This is a genomic window from Mesorhizobium sp. L48C026A00 (assembly GCF_000502375.1).
Lineage (GTDB): Bacteria > Pseudomonadota > Alphaproteobacteria > Rhizobiales > Rhizobiaceae > Mesorhizobium > Mesorhizobium muleiense.
Window position 1 is genome coordinate 66,080 of record NZ_AYWU01000011.1, and the last position, 17,777, is coordinate 83,856.

A 17,777-nucleotide genomic window follows, 5' to 3' on the forward strand; every position below is an offset into this window, starting at 1 on the left:
GTCGCGCTCCGGAGACGTGGTGACCGCCATGAACTCAGACCTTTTCGACTTCTGGCCGGCCGAGAATGCCGGAAGGCAGGAAGATCAGTACGATCGCCAGGATGGAAAAGGCCGCGACGTCCTTGTAGTCGATCGAGAAATAAGCCGACCACATGCTTTCGATGAAGCCGATCATGAGCCCGCCGAGCACGGCGCCGGGCAACGAGCCGATGCCGCCGAGCACGGCCGCAGTGAACGCCTTCACGCCCGGCGTGAAACCGTCGGAGAAGGCGATAACGCCATAATACATCAGGAACAGCGTGCCGGCGACGGCGGCGAGGGCCGCACCCATGACGAAGGTGATCGAGATGGTGCGGTCGACGTCGATGCCGAGCAACGCCGCCATCTTGCGGTCCTGCTCGCAAGCCCTTTGGGCTCGACCCAGCGAGGTCTTGTTGACCAGGTACCAGAACAGCGCCAACAGCAGCGCGGTGACGATGACGATGACGATTTGCTTCAGCGACACGCTGACGCCCTCGATATTATAGACCTTGGACACCATCGGCGGGATCGGCTTGTTGCGCGGCCCCTGCGTCACCTGGACGAAGTTCGACAGCGCGATCGACATGCCGATCGCGGTGATCAGCGGCGCCAGCCGGAACGACCCGCGCAACGGCCGGTAGGCTACCTTTTCGATCGTCCAGTTGTACAGGCTGGTCAACAGCATCGCGACGATCATCATGACCAGCAGCGCGATCACCACCGGCACCGAATAGAACATCGCGCCGAGGATGAGGAAAACGATGAGGGCGGCGAAGGCGCCGACCATGAAGATGTCGCCATGGGCGAAATTGATCATGCCGATGATGCCGTAGACCATCGTGTAGCCGATCGCGATCAGTCCATAGATCGATCCCAGCGTCAGCCCATTGATAAGCTGCTGGACAAAATACTGCATGCTGTCGTGGCTCCCCTGGAATGTCGCCCATGCAGACGCATTCCTTTTCGTATTTCCCCTAGTCGTAAAGTTTCGAGCCCGGATTGCAACGTCATTCTTTAATCGGCATGCGTGATTTTGAAGCACGCAATCGGATTGCCCGTTCTTCCCTTCCCGGCCTCTGGACTATCGCCGACCCTATCATTGGCCTAACGCAATGTCTTTGGCGATTCGTCGTCAAAATGCACGCTGCTTCGAAAGAATCGCCGTAAAAATAAGTTGATGAGCGGGATCGTTGCGCCGTCTGGGCAATCTATCCTTGCATTCTGTTCGATTCCCCTGCGTCAGGATTCTCTCTCTATTTGACGACGAATCCGTGCGCGAACGGATCGCGATCGTCGATGAAGATCGTGTTCAATCCGGTCATGCGCGCCCAGCCGCCGATCGAGGGGACGATCGCCGGCTTGCCCGCCACCGTGACTTCCTTCTCGACCCTGCCCTTGAACAGCGAGCCGATGATCGATTCGTGGACGAATTCGTCGCCGGTCCCAAGCTTGCCCTTGGCGTGAAGCTGCGCCATCCGCGCCGAGGTGCCGGTGCCGCAAGGCGAGCGGTCGATCGCCTTGTCGCCGTAGAAGACGGCGTTGCGTGCATCCGCCTGGCTGTCGGTCGGCGCACCCGTCCACAGTATGTGCGACAGGCGGCCGATGCCGGGATTCTCGGGATGCACGAAGGCGTATTTTTCGTTGAGCCGCTGCCGCACCACCGGGCTCCAGGCGATGAGGTCGCCGGCAGAGTGGTCGGCCATGTCGCGATAGGTCTTCTGCGGCTCGACGATGGCGTAGAAATTGCCGCCATAGGCGACATCGACGCTGATCTCGCCGAGCTGCGGACATTCGACAGTCAGACCCTCCGCATGGACGAAGGACGGCACGTTGGTGATGCGCACCTCCTCGACATAGTCGCCGACCTGCCTGTACTCGGCGGTGACCAGGCCGGCCGGCGTGTCCAGCCTGAGCAAGCCCGGTGTCTTCGGCTTGACCAGCCCGTGCTCGATGGCCATCGTCACCGTGCCGATGGTGCCGTGACCGCACATTGGCAGGCAGCCCGAGGTTTCGATGAACAGGATGGCGATATCGCAATCGGGCCGCGTCGGCGGATAGAGGATCGAGCCGGACATCACGTCATGGCCGCGCGGCTCGAACATCAGCCCTGTTCGGATCCAGTCATATTCGGCCAGGAAATGCGCGCGCCGCTCCATCATCGTCGCGCCGTTGAGCAGCGGTCCGCCCCCGGCGACCAGCCGCACCGGATTGCCGCAGGTGTGACCGTCGATGCAGAAGAAGGAGTGGCGCGCCATTTCTAGATCCCGTCAGAAGCGGTTCGGAGAAAACGGAGACAGATCAAACACCGGATTTTGGCCGAGAATGAGATCGCGAACCAGGCGTCCGGTGGCAGCCGCCTGGGTGAGGCCGAGATGGCCGTGGCCGAAGGCATAGACTATCGTGCCGGCCCGCCTGGCGCCACCGATCACCGGCAGCGAATCCGGCAGCGATGGCCGCAATCCCATCCATTCGCGGCCGCCGGCCGGGTCAAGCCCCGGCAGGAATTTCTGTGCCTTGTCGAGCAGCGCTTTCGAGCGGGCGTAGTTGGGCGGCCGCTCAATGCCGCCGAGCTCGACCGCGCCGCCGACGCGCACGCCGGTTTCAAGCGGCGTGACGACGAAGCCGTGGCCGGAGAAGATCAGTTGCCGCTTCACGTCGAAGGCGGTCTTCGGCAGCGTCGTGTTGTAGCCGCGCTCGGTCTCGNCTCGAGCGGGATGCGGTCGCCGATATGTTTCGCCAGGAGATGCGACCAGGCGCCGGCGGCGATGACGAGGCATTGTGCCTGCCGCACCGTGCCGTCGGCCAGCGTCAATGTCGCGCCGTCCTGTCCCGTCCCGACGTGGTCGATCCGAGCCTTTTCGAAACGCGCGCCCTTGGTTTCGGCATAGGCCCAGATCGCTTTGCCCAATAATTTCGGATCCGTAACGGTCTTCCATCCCGGCACGAAAGTGCCCTTGACGAAACGCGGCGACAGGCCCGGCTGCAAGGCGGCGAGCGCATCGCCCTCGACATGGCTGAAGCCGATGCCGAACCGTTGCCTCGCCGCCCAGCCGCGCAGCGACGCCTTGAACTCGGTCTCGCTCTCGTAAAGTTCGAGCGAGCCGTCCTCGCGCAGCATATTTCCGGTGCCCGAGCGCGCCATCAGCCCGGCCCATTCGGCCTCGGCGAGCCGCATCATCCCGGCCTGCGCCGCGAGGCTGCCCGCGTAGCGGTCGCTTCGTCCGGCGCGCCAGAAGCGGATAAGCCAGGGCAGCAGCTTCGGCAGATAGGCCGGCGGGATGCTGAGCGGGCCGAGCGGATCGGCAAGCCATTTCGGCAAGTGCCTGATCATGCCCTTGTGGGCCAGCGGCAGCACATCGGAAAAGGCCAGGGCGGCGGCATTGCCGGAACTCGTTTCCTCGCAGATCCCCGTCCGATCGAAGATCGTGACGTTTCGCCCCGCCTCGGCCAGATAGGCGGCGACACAGATGCCGATGATGCCGGCGCCGATAATGGCGATGTCCTCACCTTCTCCCCGTTCACGGGGAGAAGGTGCCCGAAGGGCGGATGAGGGGCGGCGCCCCGCTTTTGCCGACTTGGAAATTCCTTGCACGTGGGCGCTGCCCCTCATCTGGCTGCCGCCATCTTCTCCCCGTAAACGGGGAGAAGAGAGCCTGCCTCAAAACCTCGGCAGCTCCGGCCGCGCCGCCAGCGCATCCCGGACGATCTTCTCGACCATCTTGCGGCGCTCGCCCGACAGGGGCTGGCGCGGCATGCGCACGCGGTCGTTGGTGTTGATCGCCAGGACTTCGGCGAGCTTGATGTTCTGCACCAGATAGGTCGACACGTCGAGGTCGAGCAGCGGCCGGAACCAGCGGTAGATTGTCAGCGCCTCCTCGCGGCGGCCCTGCTTCATCAATTGGTAGATCGCGACCGTCTCGCGCGGGAACGCGGTGACCAGCCCCGCCACCCAGCCGATGGCGCCGACCGACAGCGCCTCGAACGCCAGATTGTCGACGCCGGTGAACAAATCGTAGCGGTCGCCGAAGCGATTGATGATTTCGGTCGAGCGGCGGATGTCGTCGGAGGATTCCTTGATGGCGACGAAGCGCTTGTCCTTCGCCAGTTCCTCCATCTGATCGACGGTGACGTCGACGCGGTAGGCAAGCCGGTTGGAGTAGATCATCACCGGCAGGTCGCCGGCCTCGGCGACGGCGCGCAGTGCGGCAACCGTCTCCTCCGCATTGGTGTGATAGATCGGGCTCGGCACCAGCATCAGCCCGTTGGCGCCCTCTCTGGCGGCGCGGCGCGCGATCGCCGCCGCCTCGCGGGTGCCAGGTTCGTTGACAGTCAGCAGAACCGGCTTGCCGCCGGCGATCTTCTGCGCGGTCTTCAGCACATCGATCTTCTCGTCATGCGAGAGCATCGGCCCCTCGCCGAGCGAGCCGCAGACGATGATGCCGTCGCAGCCAGCCTCCATCTGCAGCGCAAAGCAGCGTTCCATCTCGGCATGGTCGAGGCGGTCGTCCTCAGTGAATTTGGTCGTGACGGCGGGGAAAACTCCGGTCCACATAGCGGTGCTCCATCTGATATATCAGTCGTATATTTATTAGGAAACGGACTGTCAACACGGATTTCGCTATGATATACCAAAAATATATCAGGAGCTCGCCTTTGATATTCAATGAAACAAGCCCGGCATTCGAGCCAGTGGCGGCGAAAGCCTACCGCGTGCTCGAGCACATGATCGTGACGCTCGAACTGGCGCCTGCAAGCTTCATCACCGAAGGCGCGCTGATCGACAGGCTGGGGCTCGGCCGCACGCCGGTGCGCGAGGCGATCCAGCGGCTGGCGTGGGAGGGACTGCTGGATGTCCGGCCGCGTGCCGGCATCGCCATTGCCCCGCTGCATCCCGGCGACTGGTTGCGCGTTCTCGATGCACGACGTGGCGTCGAGGTGGTTCTTGCCCGCTCGGCCGCCCGCTTCGTCACCCGCGAGGCGGCCGACCTGTTTCACGACGCGGCACTGGCCATGCAGAGGGCGGTGATATCGGGCAATGTGCTGGCCTTCATTCAGGCCGACAAGGCGCTCGACGAGGCGCTGGCGCTGGCGGCCGACAATCCCTTCGCCGCGCGGCTGGCGGCCCCGTTGCAGACCCACAGCCGCCGCTTCTGGTTCCGCTACAAGGCCGACACCGGGCTTGCCGAATCGGCCGAGCACCATGTCGCGCTGATCCGCTCGATCCTCGACGGCGACGAGGACGCCGCCGCCAAGGATGCCAAGCGTCTGATGGCGCTGCTGCGCGGCCATGCCGCGGCGGCCGCTACGCGATAGAGATCGGCAGCAAGCTTCGGCAGGCTCTTTGAGTTCCGCCCACAGGCGCTGAGCATCGCTCAATTCGTCAGGCGTCCTGGTCGGTCGGGATCACCACGTTTTCCCAATGTTCGCCGGCCGCGACAATGCAGCTTCTGCCGGCGACGTCGGTGACGATGATCGTCCAGCTTCCGCTGTCGGCGACATAGACTTCCATAATCGCCATCTGACCGATCAGCCCGAAAGCAAACTGTCTTTCCTGGAACTGCTCGCTCAGGTGGGCGACGAGATCGCGATGTTCAACGCAGTATTGATATTGGGCGCTTGCGGCGTTCGTACCCACCGCCGATGCGCCAGCAAGAATGAGGGTTTTCAACCCAACCAACAGCGATTTGCGCGCCATAGGGCATCTCCTTTGCCATCACGTCCGGCAAAGGAAGAGCCCTCATTTTGCCGGAACGATCCAGGCCGGTCCCGACGTCATCATCATCGCGTCGTTCCTTTCCGTGTTCCGGTCTGTCATCAGCGGGGACGAATCAAAATGTTCCCACTATGTTCCATATATGGTGTCGGCAACAAAAAAGCGCAAGCAGGCGCCCGCTGGGGCGCCTGTGGATCGTTTCATGGTCGTCGCCGAGAACCGCGGCCTGCGCGCGGCTATGCTAAGGCGGCTGCCACCCGATAGGCGGCTCAGGTCCCTGGCAGCGCCGCTGTCTTCACCGCGCTCTCCCAGCCTTCACCCACCGAAACCACGCAGCTTTGACCGCGTGTGTCACTGGCGAGGATGGTCCACGTGCCCTGATCGGAAACGAAGACTTCAACAATCACATTCGGATTGACGACGCCGATCGCGGTTGGATTTTCCCGGAACTTCTCGCCGAGCGCCTTGATCATGTCGGCTCGTGGCGCGCATTGTTCGGCCGCTGTTGCCGGGGCCGCGGAAAACGCGGCAGCCGCCGCGCCAAGTATCGACACCATGAGACGTGTCATCTCACACCTCCTTGCGCCGGCCGTACCCCCCGAAGCTGTCGTCAGCGCCGTTGGTCGATCTGCCGCATCTCCTTTGCGGCAGATTGCAAGTTAAGGCTTCTGCAGTCCGCCTGGTTCCATCACATTAGCGTTCAGGCATACACGCGGCCGCGACCGGTCAGCAAAAAGGCCCGGTTTCTGGCCGGGCCCTTTTCGTCTTCAATCATAAAATCTGGAGCTGTTTGTCGACTGGCTAATTCATCGTCGGGATGACGAACTTGGCCCCGTCCTTCACGCCTGCCCGTGCGCCCGCAGCCGAAGGCGAGGACGCGCAGACAAGCAACCGTCCGGCTAATTCATCGTCGGGATGACGAATTCGGCGCCGTCCTTCACACCTGACGGCCAGCGCGAGGTCACCGTCTTGGTCTTGGTGTAGAACCGGAATGCGTCCGGTCCGTGCTGGTTGAGGTCGCCGAAGGAAGACGCTTTCCAGCCGCCGAACGTATAGTAGGCGATCGGCACCGGGATCGGCACGTTGATACCGACCATGCCGACCTGGACCCTCGAGGCGAAATCGCGGGCGGCATCGCCGTCGCGGGTGAAGATGGCGACGCCGTTGCCCATTTCGTGATCGTTGGCGAGCTTGATCGCGTTCTCGTAGGTCGGCGCACGCACTACCGAGAGCACCGGCCCAAAAATCTCTTCCTTGTAGATGCGCATATCGGCGGTCACGTTGTCGAACAGGCAGCCGCCCATATAGTAGCCGTTCTCATAGCCCTGCATGGAAAAGCCGCGCCCGTCGACGACCAGCTTGGCGCCTTCCCTGACGCCGGTATCGACATAGCCCTTGACCCGCTCCAGCGCCTGCGCCGTCACCAGCGGGCCGAAATCGGCGGACGAATCCGTCGATGGGCCGACCTTCAGGCTTTCGACGCGCGGCACCAGCTTTTCCATCAGCCGATTGGCGGTATCGTTGCCGACCGGGACAGCCACCGAGATCGCCATGCAGCGCTCGCCGGCCGAGCCGTAGCCGGCGCCGATCAGCGCGTCGACGGTCTGGTCCATGTCGGCGTCGGGCATGATGATCATGTGGTTCTTGGCGCCGCCGAAGCACTGCACGCGCTTGCCGGCCGCGCAGCCGCGCGAATAGATGTACTGGGCGATCGGCGTCGAGCCGACAAAGCCGATGGCCTTGATATCGGGATCGTCGAGGATGGCGTCGACCGCCTCCTTGTCGCCGTTGACGACATTGAGAATGCCCGCTGGCAGGCCGGCCTCGATGAACAGTTCGGCGATGCGCATCGGCACGCCCGGGTCGCGCTCCGAAGGCTTCAGGATGAAGGCGTTGCCGCAAGCGATAGCCGGCGCGATCTTCCACAACGGGATCATCGCCGGAAAATTGAACGGCGTGATGCCGGCAACGACGCCGAGCGGCTGGCGCATCGAATAGACGTCGATGCCGGGGCCGGCGCCGTCGGTGAACTCGCCCTTCATCATGTGCGGCGCGCCGATGCAGACCTCGACCACTTCCAGGCCGCGCTGGATGTCGCCCTTGGCGTCAGCGATGGTCTTGCCGTGCTCGCGCGCCAGAATGTCGGCCAGCGCATCATATTCCCGGGCGACCAGTTCGAGGAATTTCATCAGGACGCGCACGCGCCGCTGCGGATTGGTCGCCGCCCAGCCAGGCTGCGCCGCCTTGGCGTTCTCCACGGCTGCGCGCAGCTCCGCCTGCGAAGCCAGCGCCACGGTGCCGCGCACCGTGCCGTCCATCGGCTGCATGACGTCCTGCTTGCGGCCGCTGGTCCCGGCGACACGCTTGCCGCCGATGAAATGACCGTAGTCGATCATGGTTTTCTCTCCCTGTATTTGTGATGCGGCATTGTCCGCCTTTGCGCCGCCGATGGCAACGTGAGCGGAAACGCAACCGTTGTGCAGAAAATAGAGTGCGAGCGACGCCTGTGCATCAATTGCCGCAAGTGATAGGACGCAGGTCCCTTAGCGGCAAGGATAGAGAAATTGAGTTCCTTCGCGCCCCCCACGGAACGCAACGTCGACGATTGTCATCCGGACCCTCCTCATGAACTGGGATGACGTCCGCATCTTTCTTGCGGTGGCGCGTGCCGGCCAGATACTTGGCGCGGCCAAGCGGCTGGAGCTGAACCACGCCACTGTCTCGCGCCGCGTCGCCGCGCTCGAGGATGCGCTGCGCACAAAACTCTTTCGCCGGCTGACCACCGGCAGCGAGTTGACGCCGGCGGGCGAGCGTTTCCTCGACATCGCCGAGCGCATGGAAGGCGACATGATCGCCGCGCGCGCGACCGTGGCGGGCGAAGGCGACGACGTCTCCGGCACCGTGCGCATCGGCGCCCCTGATGGTTTCGGCGTTGCCTTCCTGGCCAAACGACTCGGCGCACTGACGGCGCTTCACCGCGAACTCACCATCCAGTTGGTGCCGGTGCCGCGTTTCTTCTCGTTGTCCAGGCGCGAGGCCGACATCGCCATCACCGTGGAGCGACCGACCGAAGGCAGGCTGGTGGCGGGAAAGCTGGTCGATTACACGCTCGGCCTGTTCGCGTCCCGCGCCTATGCCGACGCGCATGGCCTGCCGCAGACGCCGGCCGAGCTTGGCCGGCACACGCTGATCGGCTATGTGCCGGACCTCATCGTCAGCCCCTCGCTCGACTATGCGGCCGAGTTCAGTGCCGACTGGCGCACGAGCTTCGCCATCTCCTCGGCGCTCGGCCAAGCCGAAGCGGTGCGCTCCGGCGCCGGCATAGGCATCCTGCACACTTTTGTCGCCCACTCGATGCCGGAACTGGTGGCCGTCGACATCGTCGCGCCCATTCGCCGCGCCTACTGGCTGGTCTATCACGAATCGGTCAGACCGCTGCGCCGCGTCCAGATCGTCGCGAGCTTCATCACCAGGGCGGTGGAACGGGAGCGGAGCCTGTTCGTCTGACGATATTTTCTCTGACGCGGCGAGGTGTGCTGGAGACTGATGCCGAGTCACGCGGCAAGTTCCTCCGCTCAAATGCGTGAAGAATCCTTCCGATCCTACCGCTGGTATCGCTCCGGTCCGAGATCGCGGACATCGATGTCCGGCACCCGGCTGGAAATGATGTCGGCCAGGACCTTGGCCGAGCCGCAGGCCATGGTCCAGCCGAGCGTGCCGTGGCCGGTGTTGAGATAGAGGTTGGAAAACTCGGTGCGGCCGATCAGCGGCGGCCCGTCCGGCGTCATCGGCCGCAACCCGCACCAGAAGGTCGCCGACCGCATGTCGCCGCTGCCTGGAAAAAGGTCGCCGAGCGAATGTTCGAGCGTGCGCCGCCGCGATTCATGCAGCGTCAGGTCGAAGCCGGAAATCTCCGCGGTGCCACCGACGCGGATGCGATCGCCGAGCCTGGTGATCGCCACCTTGTAAGTCTCGTCCATCACCGTCGAGACCGGTGCTGCGGCAGCATCCTTGATCGGCACGGTGATCGAATAACCCTTGACCGGATAGACCGGGATAGGTCGTTTCAGATAGCGCATGAACTTTGCCGAATAGCTGCCCATCGCCATCACATAGGCGTCGGCGGCCTTCCATCCCTTGCTCGTATTGATGTTGGCGATCTGGTTGCGCTTGCGCACGATGCGCCTGATCGACGTGTCGTATTCAAAGGTGACGCCGCGCGCTGCGCAGAGCTCTGCCACACGGTCAGTGAACATCTTGCAGTCACCGGTCTCGTCGCCCGGCAGCCGCAGGCCGCCGACGAACTTTTCACGGATCCCTGCCAAGCCCGGCTCGGCCGCGATGCAGCCGTCGGGACCGAGGATCTCGTAGGGAACGCCATATGTCTTCAGCACCTCGACATCGCCGGCTGTGCCATCGAGCTGCTGTTGCGTGCGAAAAAGCTGCAGCGTTCCCTTGCTCCGCTCGTCATAGGCGATGCCGGTCGCCTCGCGCAGCGCTTTCAGCGTGTCGCGGCTGTATTCGGCCAAAGGCACCATGCGCGCCTTGTTGACCGCATAGCGCTCGGCGGTGCAGTTGCGCAGCATCCTGACCAGCCAAATCCACATATGTGGATCGAGAGTCGGCCGCACCACCAGAGGACCATGCTTCATCAGCAGCCATTTGATCGCCTTCAGCGGGACGCCGGGACCGGCCCAGGGCGAGGCGTAGCCTGGCGAGATCTCGCCGGCATTGGCAAAGCTGGTTTCCAGCGCCGGGCCCTTCTGGCGGTCGATCACCGTCACTTCATGACCGGCCTCGGCCAGGTAATAAGCAGTGGTGACCCCGATGACGCCGCCGCCGAGCACGAAGATCTTCATCGCATAGCTCTCCAGAACGATGTCTTGTCAGCGGGCGGCATCGTGGCTTTCTGTCTGCCGGATTTTACCGCGTCCGCCAAGTGCCCAAGCATGTCGCCCCTACGCAGAAGGTTTTGGGACGACGACATGCCTAAAAAAGCCCGCGCGCTATCCATTCACATAGCGCCGGTGAAAGCGGTGTCCGAGGCTGGTCAGGATTTCATAGCCGATGGTGCCAGCATGGCCGGCCGCCTGGTCGACCGTCTGCGACGGGCCAATCAGTTCGACGAGGTCGCCCGCCTTCAGCCTGCCGGGCGGCAGGGCCGAAATGTCGAGGACGATCGAATCCATCGACACACGGCCCAGGAACGGCAAGCGCACATTTTCGAACCAGGCGGCCGAGGTCGCACGTCGATGCCAGCCATCGGCATAGCCAAGCGAGATCGTTGCGGCGATCAGCGAATCGGTGACGTGAAAAATATGGCCATAGCCGACGCCGGCTCCCCTCTCGAGGCTGCGCGTCTGGATGATTTTTGCTTGAAGCCGCACCACTGGCAGCATCGGATTTTCCACCGCTGGCGTCGGATTGATGCCGTAGAGCGCCGCACCGGACCGGGCGAGGTCGTAGTGAAAGGACTGCCCAAGAAAGATGCCGGAGGAATTGGCGAGCGAGGCCGGCGCCTTTGGCAGCACCTTGCGCAACCGCTCGAATTCCAGCCGCTGCTGCTCGTTGGCCGGATGTTCGGGCTCGTCGGCGCGAGCGAGATGGCTCATCACGATGGTGACGTCGATACCATCGAAAGCCTGCGGGTCGGCAGCGACGGCCTCCACCTCGGCTGCCGCCATGCCGAGCCGCGACATGCCGCTGTCGACCTGGATTGCAGCCTTGAGCTTGTGGCCGGCCCGCTGCGCCGCCGCGCGCCAGGCGGCGAGCTGGCCGGCGCTGTTGATGACCACGCCCAGCGCCGCTGCGACGGCTTCGCTTTCGGCGCCCGGCTGAATGCCGTTCAGCACATAGATCGCCGCCCGTGCGCCGAGCGCCTGGCGCAGCAAGGCACCCTCGGCCAGATGCGCGACAAAAAAAACGGCGCAGCCTTGGGCCGCCAGCGCCGCGGCCACCTGCGGCCCGCCGAGCCCGTAGCCGTCGGCCTTGACGACACCGGCGCAGCCGACACCGCCCAACCGCGCCTTGAGCCGCCGGTAATTTTCGCGGATGGCGCTGAGATCGACGGTCAATATGGCGCCGGCCGCCGCTTCGCTGATCGGCGCGGCTTTGACGGCCCTTTCAGAAAGAGATTTTTTGGAAGTGCCGTTCATGCCAATCCCGTCTGCAGCGGATCGGCCATCAATAAGGCCACCGCGCCGACGCGGCAACCGTGGTCGGCGCGAGCGCGGCTTGCGCCAGGCCTATGCAACCAGATGCCGGAATGCCGCAACCACGTCCTCATAGACCTGACGCTTGAACGGAACGATCAGGTCGGGCAATTCCTCCATTGGCCGCCAGGCCCATCTGTCGAACTCGGCGGTGTGGCCGCCCGGCGGGGGATTGATTTCAATCTCGCTCAAATCGCCGTGAAAGCGGAAGGCGAACCATTTTTGCGTCTGGCCACGATACTTTCCCTTGAAGGCGACGCCGACCAGATGGGCCGGCAGGTCGTAAAATATCCAGTTCGGCGCCTCATCCAGCAACGAGACGCTGCGCATGCCGGTTTCTTCGTAGAGTTCCCGCTGTGCCGCCTGCAGCGGCTCTTCGCCCTTGTCGATGCCGCCCTGCGGCATCTGCCAGAGCTGCGTCGTGCCGGCGAATTCGCTGTCCGGCTCGGCAATGCGATGCCCGACCCAGACCAGCCGGTCTCCGTTGAGGACCATCGCTCCGACGCAGCGACGATAGGGCAGCGTCTCGGGGTCGACCGGTTTTTTCTTCGCCATGCTCAACCTTTTTCCGGATCCACCGCCACTGCCGAAATCGGCACGATCTCGATGCCGCGCTTCTTGGCCTCGATCACCCAGGACGACACGGTGTCGACCGTCAGGTCGAAGGCCGAGCCGATGCCGACGGCAAAGCCTTTCGCCCGCGCGGTTGCTTCCAGTTCGTCCAGCTTCTTCAATATGGCGCCGCGGTCACGCACGGCGTCGATCGACGTGTCGCCGGCGGCGAACGGCACACCGTTCTTCAACGCCAGTTCGGGCGCCAGGCTGCGTGCCGACGAACCGTCGTCGACATAGGCCAGGCCGCGCCTGCCAAGCTCGGCCATCAGTGGCCCCATCGCCGCCGCATCGGCCGAAAAACGAGCGCCCATATAGTTCATGACGCCGGTGTAATTGGTCGTCCGCGACAGCGCCCAGCGCAAATTCTCCAAATTCTCGTCGGGTGTCGCCACGACCGTCAGCGTGTTGCGGCCGGGATTGACATTCGGATAATCGAACGGTTCGAGCGGCACCTGCATGACGATCTCATGGCCGCTCTGCCGCGCCGCCTGCATCCAGCGGCCGATGCTGTTGCCCTGCGGCGCGAAGCCCAGCGTCACTTCGGCCGGCAGCTTGGCGATGGCAGCCTGCGTGCCGGTCTGTGACACGGCAAGCCCGCCGATGACGATCGCCACGCGCGCACCGCGCGCGCCGGACCATGGTCGCGCATAGACATCGAACGGCCGCCTGCCGTCGGCAGCACGAACCGGCAATGGACCGGTTTCGCCAGACTCGACCAGTGCCCTGTCGGGAATATGCGCGATCCTCAGGTTCTGGCCGGTCGTCGAAGGGTCGTGGATGACGATGGCCCCGGGCGGACCGTCGCCCGCTTCGGTCTGCATGTGGATGATCTGCGGCCCGCCCGTCTTGGATCCGCTTGCCTTGGACCCGCCCGTCTTGGGTATGCTCGCCTTGGACGCTGCTTCGGCCTTCGGCGCCGGTTCAGTGACCGGCGCTGCGGGTTCGACCACGGCTGTCGCCTTCGGCGTCGAAACGGCGACTTCTTCCGGCTTTCGAAACGGCCTTTCACGCAGCGCAATCGCCCCGGAGACGCCGATCACGGCCAGCGCCACGACAGTGGCCGCGACCACGCCAGCGCTGATCCTGCGGGCCGCGCGCGGCGGCCGGACGGCCTGCCCGAGTGGGCGTTCGATGTCACTACCGATGTCAGCCAAGCCGCATCCCCAGCCGCGGTCCCCGAATCAAACTGCCGAGGCCTTGCAGCCCCGGCAGCATTACATCGCTTCGATCAGGCAGCCAGACCTGTTGTCCGGCTGATCGACTTTTACTGGTTCAGCACGGCACCTACTGGTTCAGCACAGCCTTGTCCGGATTCGGCGGGAACGCCGGATCGGTCTTCTCGCCGCGCAGCAACTGCTGGGCGAAGATGAGCTGCAGATCGTCCTTCGGCTCCGGCGGCACGTAGGCTGCCGAGCCTGAACCGGCATCGCCCTCCTCGCTGCCCTTGATGTGGCCCTTCAGGTCCGACTCGCCGCGCGTCAGGTCCCTGCCCTGCAGGTCCGGCGGCAACGGCTGGTCGACCTTGATGTCGGGCGTGATGCCCTTGCCCTGGATCGACTTGCCGGACGGCGTGTAATAGAGCGCCGTTGTCAGGCGCAGCGCGCCGTTCTCGCCGAGCGGGACGATGGTCTGCACCGAACCCTTGCCGAACGACTGCGTGCCGACGACCGTGGCGCGGCGCAAATCCTGCAGCGCGCCGGCGACGATTTCGGACGCACTGGCCGAGCCGCCATTGACGAGCACGACCAGCGGCTTGCCGTCGATATCATCGCCCGGCCGCGCGTCAAAGCGGGTGACGTCCTTCGGATCGCGGCCGCGCGTCGAGACGATCTCGCCACGGTTGAGGAAGGCGTCGGACACGCTCACCGCCTGATCGAGCAGCCCGCCCGGATTGAGGCGCAGATCGAGCACGTAGCCCTTGAGCTTTTCCTTCGGCACCTGCTTCTCGATGGTTTCGATGGCGCTCTCGAGATCATCATGGGTCTTTTCGGTGAAGGAGGTGATCTTGATGTAGCCGATGTCGTTCTCGACCCGGAACTTGACCGCCTTGACCTTGATGATGTCGCGCACCACCGTCAGTTCAATCGGCTTGTCGGCGCCCTGACGCAGGATGGTGAGCTTGATCGGCGTGTTGACCAGCCCGCGCATCTTCTCGACCGCATCGTTGAGGCTCAGGCCGCGAACCTCCTCGCCGTCGATCTTGGCAATATAGTCGCCGGCAAGCACGCCCGCCTTGGCAGCCGGCGTATCGTCGATCGGCGTGATCACCTTGACCAGGTCGTTCTCCATGGTGACCTCGATGCCGAGGCCGCCGAACTCGCCCTTGGTCTGCACGCGCATGTCCTGCGCCTCTTCGGCGTTCATATAGGAGGAGTGCGGGTCGAGCGAGGTAAGCATGCCGTTGATGGCGTTTTCGACCAGCGACTTGTCGTCGGGCGGCGTCACATATTGCGCCCGCACCCGCTCGAAAATATCACCGAAGATCGCCAGTTGCTTATAGGTCTCGGAGCCCGCAGCGTTCGCCGTCGAGCCGGGCGCGCCATAGACCAGGCTCATCGCGGATGCGCCCATCAGCGCACCGGCAAACAGAAGCGACAGTTTCCGCATCATCTCACGTCCTTCCAGACAAACGGTCCGCCCACCATGGGGTCGGATCGACGGGTTTTCCATCCTTGCGGAACTCAACATAGAGTTCCGGCGTGGCATTTCCATTCTTCGATGCCGAGGTGCTCGCCACCCGGGCCTCTCCCATCGCGCCGATCNCGCGCCGATCGGCTCTCCTGCGAGCACCGACTGGCCAGACGCGACGCTGATTCTGCTCATCCCCGCGAGAACGACATGATAGCCGTCACCTGCGTTCAGGATCAAGAGTTGACCATAAGAGCGAAAAGGTCCCGCATAAAGTACATTTCCGTCCGCCGGCGCTGTGACGATGGCTCCCGATTGTGTCGCAACCATGTCACCGAGCATCACTGCGCCGTTACCGTCGCTGGCCCCGAACCGCCGCTTGATCTTGCCGGTGACCGGCAACGCGATCTGCCCCTGAAGCGCCGAAAACGGCGCAGCGGCGGTGAGCCGGTTGGCTTCCGGCACCGGCAGGGCCGCCAGTTCCGTCTGTTCCGGGGCCTTCTGTGCCGGAGCCGTCTGCGCCGGAGCCCCCAGTGCCGGGGCCTTGTCGGCACCCGCTGCCTTCTGCTCCGCGGCTTTCTGTTCGGCGGCCTTCTGCTCGGCTGCCTTCGCCGCGTCCGCAGCCTTGCGGGCCTTGTCGGCCTCGAGCGAGGCGATCAGTTCCTTCAGGCTGCCGGCCTTGGCCGCCAGTGCTGCGGATCGCTGCTTTTCCGCCGCCAGGGCCGTTTGCGTCTCGGCCTCGAGCTTCTGCTTGGCTTCGAGCAGCATGCCGAGCCGCTTCTTTTCCGCCGTCTGCTCGGCGACTGCCGCCGTCAGCCGCGCCCGCTCCGCCTCGATCGAGGCCGTCACCCGTGACTGCTCCTGGAGTTCCGCCAGCAATATCTCGGTCTGCTGGCGCAGTTCCGGCACTACGGCGCCGAGCAGAATGGCGCTGCGCACCGACGACAGCGCGTCCTCCGGCTTGACCAGGATGGCCGGCGGCGGATTGAGCCCCATGCGCTGCAGCGCGGCCAGCACCTCGGCCAGAACGTCGCGTCTGGCGGCCAGTGAGGCACGGATTTTCTGCTCGTCGCCCTTCAGCCCTTCCAGCTTGGCACCGATGTCCTCGATGTCCTGGCCGAGTTTCTGCTCGGTCATCGCCGACTGGATCAGCGCCGCGGTGATCGAGGCATGGTCCTTCTTGACCGTCGCCATGTCGGCGGCGAGCTTGGCCAGCCGCTCCGACGACAGTGTGATCTCCTGCGATATCCGTTCGTATTCGGCGCGGCTCTGGTCCGGGTCGGGCGCCATGTCGAGCCTGCTCTGCGCCCGCGCGGCACCGAGCGACAGCATAAGCACCGCCGCTGCCAAGCCGCAGCCTGCGCGCCAAAAGCCCGTTCGCGATTTCCAACCTTCAGCCATTGAAGCCCGACTCTATGCGTGGCTTCGTTAACGAACAATCAACCATGTTCGAGAGCCCGCCGACCGAAAACAGCGTCGTGACGCATTGAGGCGAAAATCCGGGCGGCTCACGCCAATCCACCGGTTTCGGTCGAATCTGCAACGGCTCACGAGCGATGATAGGGATGGCCGGACAGGATTGTGGCCGCCCGGTAAAGCTGCTCGCCCAACATGACACGGACCAGTTGGTGCGGCCATGTCGGCGCGCCGAACGACACCATCAGGTCGGCCTGGTCGCGCAGCGACTGGTCGTGACCGTCGGCGCCGCCGATGGCGATGACCAGCGCCTTGCGGCCGCTATCACGCAGCAGCCCGATGCGCCCGGCGAAATCCTCGGAAGAAAAACTCTTGCCGCGTTCGTCGAGCAGCATCAGCGCGGCACCAGGCTGCAACTGCGCCTGCAGTTTCTGGCCCTCTTCGCGGCGACGCTCGTTGGCGGTCTGGGCGCGGCCCTCCGGGATCTCGACGACCCCTGAGAATTCGAGGCCCACGGCCTGCCCGCTCCTGGCGAAGCGCTCGAAATACCGCTCGGCGAGCAGCTTCTCGGGGCCGGCTTTCATCCGGCCCACGGCATGAACGGTGATTTTCATCCCTGCCTCGAAGAGCCGCTAATGCATGTCACCAAAAGTGGTCACCGGTTTGGGAACGACATGCATCAACCAATACGGCTCAGTGGAGGGTCTCTTCCTCGAGGTCCGGCGCCTGCCACATCTTTTCAAGATTGTAGAAGTCGCGGACTTCGGGGCGGAAGACATGGACGATGATGTCGCCCGAATCGATCAGGACCCAGTCGGCGCCGGCCAATCCCTCGACGCGCGCCGTGCCGAGCCCGGCATCCTTGAGCGCCTTGAGGAGATGATCGGCGACAGCCGAGACATGACGGTGCGATCGGCCGGACGCGATGACCATATAGTCACCGAGGCTCGATTTTCCCTGAATGTCGATTGAGACGATGTTTTCGGCCTTGGAGTCTTCCAGACTGGCAAGGACTGTCTTGATGGCGCGAGACACGGCGTCGTTTACGCTGATCCCGGCCGGCGAAGGCACGATGTCGGCCTTCTTCCAAAGTGCTGTTCTCAGTGTATTTCCTTTCGCAGCAAGAACAACCAAATCACCCTTCAAAGCAGGTGACACCCCTTAGATAGGCA

The 17,777-nt window shown here is 64.0% G+C and carries 15 protein-coding genes and 2 pseudogenes; 2 read left to right on the plus strand and 15 right to left on the minus strand.

The window, feature by feature from the left end:
* Window positions 1–34: 34 nt before the first annotated feature.
* The 4 genes and pseudogenes from X738_RS61585 to X738_RS61600 form a co-directional block, all read right to left on the minus strand.
* On the minus strand, window positions 35–937 hold the full coding sequence (locus X738_RS61585; RefSeq protein ID WP_023800038.1) for a branched-chain amino acid ABC transporter permease: 903 nt from the start codon (window positions 935–937) through the stop codon (window positions 35–37).
* Window positions 938–1,274: 337 nt separating this feature from the next.
* Complete coding sequence (locus X738_RS61590; protein ID WP_023800039.1) at window positions 1,275–2,276, minus strand: 4-hydroxyproline epimerase; 1,002 nt, start codon at window positions 2,274–2,276, stop codon at window positions 1,275–1,277.
* Between the two features lie 12 nt (window positions 2,277–2,288).
* A pseudogene (locus tag X738_RS61595) lies at window positions 2,289–3,631 on the minus strand (NAD(P)/FAD-dependent oxidoreductase).
* 48 nt (window positions 3,632–3,679) lie between these two features.
* Window positions 3,680–4,573 carry a dihydrodipicolinate synthase family protein gene (locus tag X738_RS61600; RefSeq protein ID WP_023800040.1) on the minus strand — a complete coding sequence of 298 codons (894 nt, stop codon included), beginning with the start codon at window positions 4,571–4,573 and terminating at the stop codon, window positions 3,680–3,682.
* Between the two features lie 68 nt (window positions 4,574–4,641).
* On the opposite strand from X738_RS61600, the gene X738_RS61605 reads away from it, so the two are divergent.
* Window positions 4,642–5,334 (plus strand): GntR family transcriptional regulator, encoded by a 693-nt coding sequence (locus X738_RS61605; protein ID WP_084833754.1) that lies wholly within the window; start codon window positions 4,642–4,644, stop codon window positions 5,332–5,334.
* A 67-nt stretch (window positions 5,335–5,401) separates the two neighbouring features.
* On the opposite strand, the gene X738_RS61610 is transcribed toward X738_RS61605, so the two are convergent.
* From X738_RS61610 to X738_RS61620, 3 genes are all read right to left on the minus strand, one after another.
* Window positions 5,402–5,716, minus strand: coding sequence for a hypothetical protein (locus X738_RS61610; protein WP_023800042.1), 315 nt, complete (start codon window positions 5,714–5,716; stop codon window positions 5,402–5,404).
* Between the two features lie 287 nt (window positions 5,717–6,003).
* Window positions 6,004–6,303 (minus strand): hypothetical protein, encoded by a 300-nt coding sequence (locus tag X738_RS61615; RefSeq protein ID WP_023800043.1) that lies wholly within the window; start codon window positions 6,301–6,303, stop codon window positions 6,004–6,006.
* Window positions 6,304–6,633: 330 nt separating this feature from the next.
* Window positions 6,634–8,130 carry a CoA-acylating methylmalonate-semialdehyde dehydrogenase gene (locus tag X738_RS61620; protein WP_023800044.1) on the minus strand — a complete coding sequence of 499 codons (1,497 nt, stop codon included), beginning with the start codon at window positions 8,128–8,130 and terminating at the stop codon, window positions 6,634–6,636.
* A gap of 229 nt (window positions 8,131–8,359) precedes the next feature.
* Between X738_RS61620 and X738_RS61625 the strand changes: the two genes are divergently transcribed.
* Window positions 8,360–9,241, plus strand: a complete 882-nt coding sequence (locus tag X738_RS61625; protein ID WP_023800045.1) for a LysR family transcriptional regulator — start codon at window positions 8,360–8,362, stop codon at window positions 9,239–9,241.
* 95 nt (window positions 9,242–9,336) lie between these two features.
* Here the strand turns inward: X738_RS61625 and X738_RS61630 are convergent, their stop codons facing one another.
* The 8 genes and pseudogenes from X738_RS61630 to rsfS all read right to left on the minus strand — a co-directional run bounded on the left by X738_RS61630 (window position 9,337) and on the right by rsfS (window position 17,676).
* Window positions 9,337–10,593, minus strand: coding sequence for a D-amino acid dehydrogenase (locus tag X738_RS61630; protein ID WP_023800046.1), 1,257 nt, complete (start codon window positions 10,591–10,593; stop codon window positions 9,337–9,339).
* A gap of 147 nt (window positions 10,594–10,740) precedes the next feature.
* A complete protein-coding gene (gene alr, locus X738_RS61635) occupies window positions 10,741–11,889 on the minus strand; it encodes an alanine racemase (protein WP_023800047.1) in 1,149 nt (382 codons plus the stop codon).
* Window positions 11,890–11,979: 90 nt separating this feature from the next.
* A complete protein-coding gene (locus X738_RS61640) occupies window positions 11,980–12,501 on the minus strand; it encodes an RNA pyrophosphohydrolase (protein WP_023800048.1) in 522 nt (173 codons plus the stop codon).
* 2 nt (window positions 12,502–12,503) lie between these two features.
* A complete protein-coding gene (locus X738_RS61645; protein ID WP_023800049.1) occupies window positions 12,504–13,715 on the minus strand; it encodes a divergent polysaccharide deacetylase family protein in 1,212 nt (403 codons plus the stop codon).
* A gap of 130 nt (window positions 13,716–13,845) precedes the next feature.
* The gene (locus tag X738_RS61650) at window positions 13,846–15,171 is read right to left on the minus strand and encodes a S41 family peptidase (RefSeq protein ID WP_023800050.1); all 1,326 of its coding nucleotides are present in this window, start codon (window positions 15,169–15,171) and stop codon (window positions 13,846–13,848) included.
* 1 nt (window position 15,172) lies between these two features.
* Window positions 15,173–16,590: pseudogene (locus X738_RS82765) on the minus strand (murein hydrolase activator EnvC family protein).
* Window positions 16,591–16,736: 146 nt separating this feature from the next.
* The gene (gene rlmH / locus X738_RS61655; RefSeq protein WP_023800051.1) at window positions 16,737–17,219 is read right to left on the minus strand and encodes a 23S rRNA (pseudouridine(1915)-N(3))-methyltransferase RlmH; all 483 of its coding nucleotides are present in this window, start codon (window positions 17,217–17,219) and stop codon (window positions 16,737–16,739) included.
* 79 nt (window positions 17,220–17,298) lie between these two features.
* Entirely contained in the window at window positions 17,299–17,676 is a 378-nt protein-coding gene (rsfS, locus tag X738_RS61660) for a ribosome silencing factor (protein WP_023800052.1), read from the minus strand.
* Window positions 17,677–17,777: the final 101 nt, after the last annotated feature.